The sequence below is a fragment of the Pseudomonas paraglycinae genome (assembly GCF_021601625.1).
Taxonomy (GTDB): domain Bacteria; phylum Pseudomonadota; class Gammaproteobacteria; order Pseudomonadales; family Pseudomonadaceae; genus Aquipseudomonas; species Aquipseudomonas paraglycinae.
Genome location: NZ_BQHR01000025.1, coordinates 28,383 through 39,971, shown reverse-complemented (window position 1 = coordinate 39,971; position 11,589 = coordinate 28,383). Strand labels below are relative to the sequence as shown.

The 11,589-nt window shown below is 63.1% G+C and carries 9 protein-coding genes; all 9 read right to left on the bottom strand.

Annotation, left to right across the window (positions count from 1 at the left end):
- Positions 1–281: 281 nt before the first annotated feature.
- The 9 genes from L6D82_RS26560 to L6D82_RS26520 all read right to left on the bottom strand — a co-directional run bounded on the left by L6D82_RS26560 (position 282) and on the right by L6D82_RS26520 (position 11,589).
- Complete coding sequence (locus tag L6D82_RS26560; protein ID WP_236191970.1) at positions 282–974, bottom strand: pseudouridine synthase; 693 nt, start codon at positions 972–974, stop codon at positions 282–284.
- Positions 975–1,007: 33 nt separating this feature from the next.
- Positions 1,008–1,226: a cysteine-rich CWC family protein gene (locus L6D82_RS26555; protein WP_236191969.1), complete on the bottom strand. Its 219-nt coding sequence runs from the start codon at positions 1,224–1,226 to the stop codon at positions 1,008–1,010.
- 5 nt (positions 1,227–1,231) lie between these two features.
- The gene (locus tag L6D82_RS26550; protein WP_236191968.1) at positions 1,232–2,719 is read right to left on the bottom strand and encodes a sensor domain-containing diguanylate cyclase; all 1,488 of its coding nucleotides are present in this window, start codon (positions 2,717–2,719) and stop codon (positions 1,232–1,234) included.
- 168 nt (positions 2,720–2,887) lie between these two features.
- Entirely contained in the window at positions 2,888–4,660 is a 1,773-nt protein-coding gene (gene atzF / locus L6D82_RS26545; RefSeq protein ID WP_102685952.1) for an allophanate hydrolase, read from the bottom strand.
- 24 nt (positions 4,661–4,684) lie between these two features.
- Positions 4,685–8,317: an urea carboxylase gene (gene uca / locus L6D82_RS26540; protein WP_236191967.1), complete on the bottom strand. Its 3,633-nt coding sequence runs from the start codon at positions 8,315–8,317 to the stop codon at positions 4,685–4,687.
- 279 nt (positions 8,318–8,596) lie between these two features.
- A complete protein-coding gene (locus L6D82_RS26535; protein WP_236191966.1) occupies positions 8,597–9,238 on the bottom strand; it encodes an urea amidolyase associated protein UAAP2 in 642 nt (213 codons plus the stop codon).
- Positions 9,239–9,249: 11 nt separating this feature from the next.
- Positions 9,250–9,975, bottom strand: coding sequence for an urea amidolyase associated protein UAAP1 (locus tag L6D82_RS26530; RefSeq protein ID WP_129972869.1), 726 nt, complete (start codon positions 9,973–9,975; stop codon positions 9,250–9,252).
- Between the two features lie 13 nt (positions 9,976–9,988).
- Positions 9,989–10,777 carry an ABC transporter ATP-binding protein gene (locus L6D82_RS26525; protein WP_129972868.1) on the bottom strand — a complete coding sequence of 263 codons (789 nt, stop codon included), beginning with the start codon at positions 10,775–10,777 and terminating at the stop codon, positions 9,989–9,991.
- A complete protein-coding gene (locus L6D82_RS26520) occupies positions 10,774–11,589 on the bottom strand; it encodes an ABC transporter permease (protein ID WP_102685956.1) in 816 nt (271 codons plus the stop codon). The genes L6D82_RS26525 and L6D82_RS26520 overlap by 4 nt, the downstream gene beginning before the upstream one ends.

The window sequence follows — 11,589 nt, the reverse complement described above, 5'->3', positions numbered from 1 at the left end:
GCAAATGAGATTGCACGAGCTTTGTGACAGGTAGGCATATGCCTGGAATTTTGTGGCCCATGTCGATCCGGTACGGCAGGTCGACGGGTGTTGTTATTGGCGGGCAGTCTGCCGGCTGAGGCGCAGCCCTGATGGGCTGTCTACCGACAAAAAGTTTCTTGGATGTTATGTGTGACTTATCGGTCACAATTTGGCCGACGACCTGATTCAAGCAGGGGGATCCGGATCGCGCAAGTGCCGTTGGTAAATTGTTCGACAACTTCTGCTGAGCGGTCGGCTGCTTAGAACAAATGAATCTCTTCGGTGCGCAAGGCGCGGTACTCGCCCGGTTTTAGCGCGTGATCCAGCGGCAGCGGGCCCATGGATTCGCGGTGCAGGCGCAACACTTTGTTGTTGAAGTGACCGAACATGCGCTTCACCTGATGGTAACGACCTTCGACGATGCTCAGCCGCGCCGTTCGTGGGCCGAGCACTTGCAACTGCGCCGGTTGGGTGGTCAGGTCTTCGAAGGCGAAGTAGATCCCTTCAGCGAACTTGATCGCATATTCCGGGCCGATCTCCTGTTCGGTCTCGACGTAATAGACCTTCGGCAATTTGGTCTGCGGCTGGGTCAGGCGCCGCGACCAGTTGCCGTCGTTGGTGATCAGCATCAATCCGGTGGTGTTGAAGTCCAGGCGCCCGGCGATGTGCAGGTCGTCCTTGTCCGGCTCGTGGATCCGGTCGAGCACGGTCGGATGCTCGGGATCGCGGGTGGCGCTGACGCAGCCTTGCGGTTTGTACAGCATGAAATAGCGCGCCGACTTGCCGCTTTGCAGCACTTTGTCGTCGACTTCGACGCGGCTGAATTCCAGGACTTCGCTGTGGGGATCGCTGACGACTTTTCCGTCAATGCGCACGCGCTTTTCCGCCAGCAACAGGCGAACCTGCTTGCGGTTGTAGCGGGGCAGGTTACTGAGGAAACGGTCGACGCGCATGATCAGGAATCGGCAGGAAGCGGGCCGCGCATCTTACGGGATCGACGGCCTGGCCGCTTGCAGTTGCGCCTCGACCTGAGCGCAACGCGGGCACAGGCAGGATTGGTCGCGCAGTTCCGCCGGCAAGGCTTCGAGCACTGCCGGGTCGATGGAAACGCCGTAGCACCAGCAGGCACGGTCGGCGGTGCGCGGGTCGGCCAGGCTGCAGTCGTTGCGTGCGCCGCAGGCCGGGCAGAGGTCAGGTTTGTTCATGAATGTCAGGCATAGGTCGAGTGAGGCATTTCCACGCAGGTGCGGTTGCGGCCGGTCTGTTTGGCCCGGTACATCGCATGATCGGCCCGGGACAGCAGACTGTGCAAGGTGTCATCCGGTTGCAGGGTGGTGGCGCCGATGCTGACCGTCAGATTCAGGGTGTGACCGTTGTAGGCATATTCATGCTGTTCGACGTGCTGGCGGATCTTCTCGGCAATCTTCTGACCGGTCTCGCCGTCGGTGTCCTTCAGCAGAACGATAAATTCCTCACCGCCCCAACGACAGACGATGTCGGAATGCCGAAGGCAACTTTGCAGATCCCGGGCAAAACCGATCAGCACCTGATCGCCGGCCATGTGTCCGTAGGTGTCGTTCAAGACCTTGAAGTGATCCAGATCCAGCAGCAGCGCCGTCAGCGGTTTCGGCTCGCGGTGAGCTTCGTGCAGCGCTTGCACGGCGAGCAGGTCGAAGCCACGGCGGTTGGGCAGTTCGGTGAGGCTGTCGAGGGTGGCCTGGGCGTGGATTTTTTCCTGATAGCGGCGGATCAAGCGGTTGACCAGGGCCAGCACGATCAACGTCACCAGCAGGCAGATCAGCAGGTTGAGGTACAGCGACTGGCGGATTTCGCTCAGTGCGCCGTCTTCGCGTTTGTCGACAAACAGGTACCAGTTCAGCTCCGGAATGAACCGCACGTTGAGGAAATGTCCTTGGCCGTGGGTGGAATATTCGTAGCTGCCGCTGTGGGGTTTGGGCAGCTGGCTGACCAGGCTTTTCATGCTCTCGAGGTCGTTCAGGCTTTTCCCGACTGGCGCCCCTTCCGGCCCACCCTCGGCGCCGGTCAAGACCAGTCGGCCGAAGGTGTCGACGAAGTAAACGCTGCGTTGATAGCGCTGCTGGTACTTGTCGATCAGCTTGATTACCGCGTCCACCGTCAGCCCTACGCCGGCGGCGCCGATGAAGCGATTGTTGTAGTCGTAGACCTTGTAGTTGATGAAGAAGGTCATGTTGTCTTTGTTGGCCAGATCCGGGTCGACATTGATCTCGTACTGATCCTTCATGTCGCGCACGCGGAAGTACCAGGCGTCACGCGGTTCGTCGATTTTCACCTGCTTGAGCACGCCCTTGGCGTGGTAGTAGGTGTGGGTGCTGTTGGAGACGAAGAACGCGGTGTAGGCGCCGTAGTGGGTCATGACCTCGTCGAGGTAACGGGTCATCTGGTCGCTGTCTTTCTCGCCGTTCACCACCCAGTCGCGCATGAAGGTGTCGCGGGACATCATCGAGGAAATCAGGATCGGTCTGACGAGGTCTTTCTGGATTTCCGAGTACACCGTGTCGGACGTCAGCGGCAGTTCGGTGTTGACGATGTTGTCGCGGATCGATGCCCGCGAGGCGTAGTAGCTGAGCAGGGAGGTGGCGAGGAAACCTGCGCCGAGGAGGGCGACGAGGGTCAGTACCAGCGAACGTTGGGAGTGAAACGCAGATCTGAGCGGCATTGGCAATTCCGTTGACAGTGACCCGATGGGCAGCATTCTAGTGGCACGGCGGGGAAAAGACTGCGGGATTTGTGCCTGAAATGCGGGGGGATCAGCCGGGCAGGGGTGTCTGGAGAATGGCTCGCTCATCCAGCCCCCTCCCGGAACGAGAGGGGGGCGGTGTTCGGATCAGTTTCCGGTTTGCAGATACGCTCGCCAACCACCCAAGTGGCTGATATCGATTGCACCTTCCAGACCGTAAGGTTCGCAGATGAATCCGCTTTCCCATCGGCCATCCGCCAGTTGCACCTTGCCCAGGCCCAGCGGCGCCGGGATGCCGGTCAGGAACGAGCCCAGCTCACGGCTCGGCAATTCCCAGACTTCCACCTCGATGGCCACGCCACCTTCGGCCACGCGCAGCATCCCCGGACGCAACGGTGGGCCGCCGGCCAGGGCATAGAGTTTGTAGTCCTTCGAGCTGTAGGTGGCCTCGATCAGGCGTGCGTCGCGCTGGCGCAGTTGCCAGTTCAGGGCCAGCCCGTCCAGATGCGCGCCGCAGACCACCAGTCGTGCACGGTCATGGCGCGCCGGATTGTTCGGCGTCGGCAGCGCGCGATCCTGCTGGCGCTGCAAGGCATCGGCAACACCCAGCAAGTACTGATCGGTGAACACCCGGCCAAACAGCGTCACGCCCCACGGCAGCCCGTTGGCCATGAAACCGCTGGGCACGGCGACGGCGGCGTAATCGAGCAGGTTCATGAAGTTGGTGTAGTAGCCCAGTTCGGAATTGCGCAGCACCGGTTCGGCGTCCAGTTCCTCCAGCGTCACCGGACGACCGATGGTGGGCGTGAGCACGCAGTCGAGTTCTTCCAGTGCTTTATCGCAAACGGCTTTCAGCGCTTGCAGGCGATATTGCGCGCGGAACGTCTGCACGCCGCTGACGGCCGGTGCTTTGGCCAGCACCGCGCGGATCACCGGCAGCACCGATGCGGGATTTTCTTCCATCAATTCGCCGGCCACGCTGTAGCGCTCGGCCACCCAAGGCCCTTCATAAAGTAACCGCGCCGCTTCGAGGAACGGCGACAAGTCCAGCTCGACCGCTTCACCGCCCAGAGCTTTCAGACAGTCGATGGCGTCGCCGAACAGCTGCGGGCCTTCTTCACAGCCGAAAAATTCCAGGTCTTGCGCACGCGGTACACCGAAGCGAAACGGCCGTGGCGCACCGAACGCGGAGCCGTCGTTCCATGACGGATTGCTGCGGCTGTATTCGTCCCGTGGATCGAGGCGCGCGGTCAGCGCCAGTAGCTGACTGGCTTCCCGCGCCGTTGCGGTGAACGTGGTGACGCAATCGAGCGTGCGACAGGCCGGCAGCACGCCGGCGGTGGAGATCAGGCCTTTGCTGGCCTTCAATCCAACCAGATTGCTCAACGCCGCCGGCACCCGGCCGGAGCCGGCGGTGTCGGTGCCCAACGCGAAACTGGCCACGCCTAGCGCCACGGCCAGCGATGAGCCGGCGCTTGAACCGCCCGACGGATACTCCGGCAACACGCTGTTCGGGCACACGCCATAGGGCGAACGGCTGCCGTTGAGGCCGGTGGCGAACTGGTCGAGATTGGTCTTGCCCAGCGGAATCGCGCCCAGCGCCAGCAGCTGCTCGACGATGGTCGCCGAACGTTCCGGTACGTAGGCGAACGCCGGGCATGCAGCGGTGGTCGGGACACCGGCCAGATCAATGTTGTCCTTGATCGCGAACGGCACGCCATACAACGGCAGGCTGTCGAGATCGCGACCGTCGAGGGCGGCCAGATAAGGCTCCATTTCCTCGGCGCTGAGCAGGTGGATGAACAGGTGATAATCCGGGTTCAGCGCAGCGGCTTTTTCCCGCAACGCCAACAGCAATTGCCGGGGTGTGGTGTCGCCAGAGCGGTAGGCCTGGCGCAGGGCATCGAGTTGCAGATTCATGGGTTGATCCTTTGGCAAATGGGTTCAGTCGAGTTCCAGCACCACGACCCGTTGACCGGCGCGTACCGCCGAACCAGGTTGCACGCGAATCTCCCGGACCACGCCGGGCAGCGGCGCGAGCACGGGGATTTCCATCTTCATCGACTCCAGAATCACCAGCGCATCACCGGCCGCGACGCGACTCCCGACCTCGACCTGGACCTGCCACAGATTGCCGGCGATGTGGCTGTCGACACTCTGCTGACCGCTGGCCAGCGGTGTTTCTTCGTGGCTTTGCGGCACGGCCTCTTCGCTGTCGAAGTGCGCCTGGCCGCTGGCGATCCAGCGTTCGCGTTCGGCGTTGAACGCGGCTTGTTGTTGCAGGCGAAAGGCGTGGATGCTCTCGGCTTCGCGGTTGAGAAACCCTTGATAGTCGCCGAGGTTGAGCTGGCTCTGTTCGATGTTCAGCTCGAAGCGGCCGAGGGGAAAGTCGCGGCGGATGCGCAGCAGTTCTTCGGCGCTGACCGGGTAGAAACGGATCTGATCGAAAAACCGCAGCAGCCACGGTTTGCCGTCGAACGCGGCGACTGCGCGATAGCGGTTCCACATCTGCAAGGTACGCCCGACGAACTGATAACCGCCGGGGCCTTCCATGCCGTAGACGCACATGTAGGCGCCGCCGATGCCCACCGAGTTCTCGGCGGTCCAGGTGCGCGCCGGGTTGTACTTGGTGGTCACCAGCCGATGGCGCGGGTCGAGCGGCGTGGCGACCGGTGCGCCGAGATACACATCACCGAGGCCCATCACCAGATAGCTCGCGTCGAACACCGTGCGCTGCACCTCGTCGAGGTTCGGCAGGTCGTTGATGCGGCGGATGAACTCCAGGTTGCTCGGGCACCACGGCGCGTCCTTGCGCACGGTGGTCATGTATTTCTCGATCGCCAACTGGCAGGCCGGATCGTCCCACGACAGGGGCAAGTGGACGATTCGCGACGGCACTTGCAAGTCCTGGGCGGCGCACACCGCATCCCATTCACCGGCGACGATGCCGAGCAGATCGGCCAGCGGCAATTGTTCGGGCTGGTAGTGGATCTGCAAAGAACGAATGCCCGGTGTCAGGTCGATCACGCCGTGCAGGTTTTTGCCTTCCAGCGCCTGCATCAGGGCATGGGCGCGAAAGCGCAGGACCAGATCCAGTTCCGGCGCGCCGATTTCCAGCAGCAGATGGGTATCGCCGGACACACGCCCGACCAGCCGCTTGTCGTACTGACCCAATTCCAGAACCACAGGCGAAACCAGGGCCTGTGGGAGCTGGCTTGCCAGCGATGAAGTTGACTCGGTGTCTGCTCGGGCCCCATCGCTGGCAAGCCAGCTCCCACAGGTGTCCCAATTGAGGGCGAGATCGCGTGCGGTCTTGAGATCGACGGGCACGAACTGCACTTTGTCCCCGGCCTTGAGTTGACCCAGTTGCCAGAGATCGGCCTCGATCACCGTCACCGGGCACACGAAACCGCCAAGGCTCGGGCCGTCCGGGCCGAGGATCACCGGCATGTCGCCGGTGAAGTCCACGGCGCCGATGGCGTAGGGATTGTCGTGGATGTTCGAGGGATGCAGCCCGGCCTCGCCGCCGTCGGCGCGCACCCACTCTGGTTTCGGCCCGATCAGGCGCACGCCGGTGCGGCTGGAGTTGAAATGCACTTCCCATTGCGTGGCGAAAAAGGTGCCGATGTAGTTTTCAGTGAAGTATTCCGGCGCGCCGTGGGGGCCGTAGATCACCCGGATCCGGCGCACGGCGGGCAGTTCTCTGACGTGATGCGGGGCCAGCGTCTGCGCGGCGCTTCGGTCGCTCAGTGGGGCCAGGTGCAACACGTCCCCGGCACGCAGGGCTCGCCCGCCATGACCGCCGAACTGACCGAGGGTGAAGGTGCTTTTGCTGCCCAGATAGTTCGGCACCTGCAGGCCGCCGCGCAGGCACAGGTAGCTGCGGGCGCCGGCGTCGAGCAAACCGCCGAGATGTAACTGGCTGCCCGCTTCAATCAACAGCGCGGTGTTCATCGGCACCGCTTCGCCGTCGAGGGTCAGCGCCAACGGCGCCCCCGTCACCGCCACCACCGCATCGCAATTGAAGCGCAGCAACGGCCCGCTCATGGTGATTTCCAGCGCCGCCAGGCCTTCATCGTTGCCCAGTAAACGATTGCCCAGACGCAACGCGCGACTGTCCATCGGCCCCGAAGGTGGCACGCCGACCGCCCAGTAGCCGAGGCGACCGGGGTAGTCCTGGACGCTGGTCTGGGTGCCGGCGCTCAGCACTTCAAACGTGTTGGCCCGGTACACCAGGCCTTCCAGGCAACGGGTCCAGGGCTCGCCGCTGGCAAACGGCGCATCGAGCAGAATCTGCCGCAGGTAGTCGCGGTTGGTTTCCACGCCGTACAGCAGGCTGTCGCCGAGCGCCTGATGCAGATCGGCGCGGGCCTGTTCGCGGGTCGGCGCCCAGCTTATGACTTTGGCGATCATCGGATCGAAGTAGGGCGGGATCTCGCAACCGGCCTCGACCCAGGTGTCGATGCGCAGATGCCGGCCATCGGCGACGGGGAAATCGACCGCTGTCAGCAAGCCTGGGCTGGGCTGGAAATCGCGCCCAGGATCCTCGGCATACAGCCGCGCCTGAATCGCATGCCCCTGCGGTCGCAAACCTGCGAACAACTCGGCCAGCGGCGGCAAGTCACCGGCCGCCAACTCGATCATCCAGCGCACCAGATCGACGCCCCACACCTGTTCGGTAACGCCGTGTTCGACCTGCAACCGGGTGTTCACTTCCAGAAAATAGAAGCGCTGCGCATCGCTGTCGAAAACGAATTCGACGGTACCGGCGCTGCGGTAATTCACCGCTTTGGCCAGTTTGATCGCCGCCGCACACAGCTCATCCGCCATGCCGTCGGGCAGGTTCGGTGCCGGGGTTTCCTCGAGGACTTTCTGATTGCGCCGCTGCACCGAGCAGTCGCGCACGCCGAGGGCGATCACCGCGCCGTGGCCGTCGCCGAACACCTGGACTTCCAGATGCCGCGCACGCTGGATGTACTTCTCGATGAACACCCCGGCGTCGCTGAAGTTGTTCTGGCCGAGGCGCTTCACTGCCTCGAACGACTCGCTCAGTTCGCTGGCGTTACGGCACACACGCATGCCGATGCCGCCGCCACCAGCAGTGCTTTTGAGCATCACCGGATAACCGACCTGCGCGCCGGCAATCAGTGCAGCATCGAGGCTGTTGAGCAGTTCGGTGCCTTCGAGCATCGGCACGCCGTGCTGTTTGGCCAGGGCCCGTGCGGTGTGCTTGAGGCCGAACACTCGCAGTTGCTCCGGTGTCGGGCCGATGAAGGCAATGCCATGGTTTGCGCAGGCTTCGGCGAACGCGGCGTTTTCCGAGAGGAAGCCGTAGCCGGGGTGGATCGCGGTGGCGCCAGTGGCTTTGGCGATGGCGAGAATCTTGTCCACGGCCAGATAGGTGCCGGCCGCTGCGCCTTCGCCGAGGCTGTGGGCTTCTTCGGCTTGCAGGATGTGCAGGCTGGCTGCATCGGCTTCGGAGTACACCGCGACGCCTTCGACGTGCAGTTCACGCAAGGTGCGCAGAATGCGGCAGGCAATCGCGCCACGGTTGGCAATCAGGACTTTTTTGAACATGGCAAAACCCCTGAAGGGGATGCGGGCCGTCCCGCAGTTTTTCGATGAGCGCCGGGGTCGTCCCCGACGGCAAAATCACAATTCGAAAGTCACCATTGACCTTGTGGGAGCGGGCTTGCCCGCGATGGCGGTGTGTCAGTCATCATCAATGTTGGCTGTGCCGACGCCATCGCTGGCAAGCCAGCTCCCACAGGGTTCAGGGGTGTTTTGGGGATTTCAGACACTGGCCGGAACGGGCCCGGCACAGGGCAAAAAGCCAACGGCGCAGACGGACGAATTTCAGTTCCATACCAGTAGCTCCGCAGGTGTCGGGTTGTAGGCGTTGCACGGGTTGTTCAGTTGCGGGCAGTTGGAGATCAGCACGATCACGTCCATCTCCGCGCGCAGGTCGACGTATTTGCCGGGGGCGGAAATCCCGTCTTCGAAGGTCAGGCCACCCTCGGCAGTCACCGGCACGTTCATGAAGAAATTGATGTTCGGCCCGATGTCACCTTTGCCCAGACGCCAGTCGTGGGCGCAGGCGCGCAGGTAGTTGTCGCGGCAGCTGTGCATGTAGCGTTTTTCCAGGGCGTAGCGCACGGTGTTGCTCTCTTGCGCGCAGGCACCGCCAAGGGTGTCGTGGCGGCCGCAGGTGTCGGCTATCAGGGTCAGCATCGGTTTGCCGAGGTTGGAATACAAAACGCTGCCGGTGCTCAGGTAGACGTTGTTTTGTCGGCGCAATGTGCGTTGCACGTCGTAGCGTTCACGTGGATTGGCGAGGCTGTAGAACAGCGTATCGACTGCCTGATTGCCTTCCAGGTCTAGGATGCGCAGGGTCTGGCCGGCCTTGACCTCCATCAGCCAGGGTTCGCCGGCGGGAATGGTGGCGCGGTACACCGCAGTGTCGGGTTGTTTTTGCGAAGTGGCGATAGCAACTGACATGGCGACGATCCTCAGGCGAACAAACGGTCGGTGTTGATAAAGCCGCGCTCGTTTTCCGGGCGCGAGGTACGGCAGTGCTCGGCGACGCTCGGGTCGGCGTTCATCCAACTCAGCTTCAGCGGTTTGGGGGCGTATTGCGGCGACGGATCCAGCGGATGTTGCAGGGCGGTGAGCACAACCAGGGTGTCCATCGGTGCATACAGTTCGATGTAGTCACCGGCCTGCGAGTGGCCTTCGACGAAGTGCAAACGCCCGTTGTCATCGACGTTGACCCGGCTGAACAGGTTGAGGGTCATCAGCAGGTCGGACAGGCCCAGCCCCCACTTGCCGAGCTCCACCAGCAGGTTGTCGGTGCCGTTGCGAAAGAAGCCGTTGCGCAGTTCCTGATAGCGGCCCTGACCGTATTTTTCCGCGACTTCCTCGGCGCACAGTACACCGCCGAGGCTGTCGCTCCAGCCGCAGGTGTCGGCGGTGATTGCCGCCAGCACCCGACCCATGTCCGAGTACAGGCAATGGCCGGTGGTGAGCTTGGCGGTGTGTTGGCACTTGAGGCTGTCGGGCAGGTTCAGGCGCTCGGTTTTCTCGTTGGCGTTGAGCAAGGTCAGGCTGACGTTGGCACCGCCGCGCAGGTCGGTCAGGCGCAGCAACTGGCCGCGTTTAAGGACGAAGGAACGGTGGCCGCCGCCGGGCAGGGTTTCTTCGGCGAAGGGTGGAAACAGTTGGGTCGAATCAGTCATGGGAGCAGTCCTCTCAGGCAATACGAAGGGTGCCGGCCAACGCGGCGGGCAGGGCGTCGACGGCGGCGCGTTGGGCGCGACGGTCGCTGTTTAAAGGGATGTCGTAGGTGATGCGGGCGCCATAGGCGCCGGGGGCGTGCGGGTCGAGGCGGACCTTGTCGAACACCAGCAGGCGGGTGCCGAGGCTGAAGCCTTCGGACAGGTCGTGGGTGACCATGAACACGGTCAGTTGCGTTTCGCGCCAGAGCGCCAGCAGCAGCGCGTGCATGTCCTTGCGAATGCCCGGATCGAGCGCGCCGAACGGTTCGTCGAGCAGCAAAACCCGCGGTTTCATGATCAGCGCCTGGGCGATCGCCAGCCGCTGTTGCATGCCGCCGGAGAGCTGCGCGGGGTACTTGTCCAGCGCATGGCCGAGGCCGACTTTGTGCAGCAGCGCCGAGGCCTGTTCGCGGGCGTCTTTTTTCGCGCTTCCGAACAAGCGCCCGAGCAGCGGAGCGCGCGGCAATTCCAGGCCGATCGCAACGTTGTCCAGCACGCTCAGATGCGGGAATACCGAGTAACGCTGGAACACCACGCCACGGCTGGCATCCGGCTCTCGGGCCAGCGGCTGGCCGTCGAGCAGAATCTCGCCGCGACTGGCGGTTTCCTGCCCCAGCAGCAGGCGCAGGAAGGTCGACTTGCCGCAGCCCGAAGCACCGACCAGCGTGCAGAACTCGCCCTCGTTGACGTTGAGGTTCAGGCCTTCGAGCACCACTTGGTCGGCGTATTGCTGCCAGACGTTTTTCACCGTGATGAAGCTCATTTGGCGGCCCCCTCATACCAGGGAAATGCCCGACGGGTCAGGTATTTGAGGCCCCAATCCATCAGCCAGGCGAGCAGGGTGATCCAGACCACGTACGGCAGGATCACGTCCATCGCCAGGTAACGGCGCACGAGGAAAATCCGGTAGCCCAGACCGTCGGTGGAGGCGATGGCTTCGGCGGCGATCAGGAACAGCCACGCCGAACCGAGCATCAGCCGCAGCGAGATCAGCAGACGCGGCAACAGTTGCGGCAGCACCACACGCAGCATCAATGTCCAGGTCGAGGCGCCAAGGGTCTGCGCCTTGATCAGCAGTTCGACGGGGATGTCCCGGGCGCGCTGTTCCAGATCTCGGGCCAGGGCCGGGGTGATGCCGATCACGATCAGCATCACTTTCGACAGCTCGCCGAGGCCGAAGACGATGAACAGGATCGGCAGGATGGCCAGCGGCGGCACCATCGACAGCACCGTCAGCATCGGCGACAACGGTGCGCCGAACAGCGGCAGGGTGCCGGCCGCCATGCCCAGGCACAACCCGGCCAGCGCCGCGATGCCGAGGCCGATGGCCAGGCGTCCGAGACTCGACGCGGTATCCTGCCAGAGCAGGTATTCGCCGGTTCGACTATCGGCATTGAATGCCAGGCGTTTGACCGCATCGCTCATCTGCACCGCACTGGGCAGCAGTTTGTCGTTGGGGTTGTCCGCCAGGCGCTCGGCCGAGCCCATGAAGTAGGCGAACAGCACCAGGGCGAAGGGCAGGATCACCAGCAACAGGCGACTCGGTCGATCCGGGTGACGATTGATCAGGCGCAT

What these genes read in the sequence shown, in the direction of transcription:
- L6D82_RS26560 (WP_236191970.1), bottom strand. Translation starts at nt 974, where the DNA reads ATGCGCGTCGACCGTTTCCTCAGTAACCTGCCCCGCTACAACCGCAAG.
- L6D82_RS26555 (WP_236191969.1), bottom strand. Translation starts at nt 1,226, where the DNA reads ATGAACAAACCTGACCTCTGCCCGGCCTGCGGCGCACGCAACGACTGC.
- L6D82_RS26550 (WP_236191968.1), bottom strand. Translation starts at nt 2,719, where the DNA reads ATGCCGCTCAGATCTGCGTTTCACTCCCAACGTTCGCTGGTACTGACC.
- atzF (WP_102685952.1), bottom strand. Translation starts at nt 4,660, where the DNA reads ATGAATCTGCAACTCGATGCCCTGCGCCAGGCCTACCGCTCTGGCGAC.
- uca (WP_236191967.1), bottom strand. Translation starts at nt 8,317, where the DNA reads ATGTTCAAAAAAGTCCTGATTGCCAACCGTGGCGCGATTGCCTGCCGC.
- L6D82_RS26535 (WP_236191966.1), bottom strand. Translation starts at nt 9,238, where the DNA reads ATGTCAGTTGCTATCGCCACTTCGCAAAAACAACCCGACACTGCGGTG.
- L6D82_RS26530 (WP_129972869.1), bottom strand. Translation starts at nt 9,975, where the DNA reads ATGACTGATTCGACCCAACTGTTTCCACCCTTCGCCGAAGAAACCCTG.
- L6D82_RS26525 (WP_129972868.1), bottom strand. Translation starts at nt 10,777, where the DNA reads ATGAGCTTCATCACGGTGAAAAACGTCTGGCAGCAATACGCCGACCAA.
- L6D82_RS26520 (WP_102685956.1), bottom strand. Translation starts at nt 11,589, where the DNA reads ATGCGCCTGATCAATCGTCACCCGGATCGACCGAGTCGCCTGTTGCTG.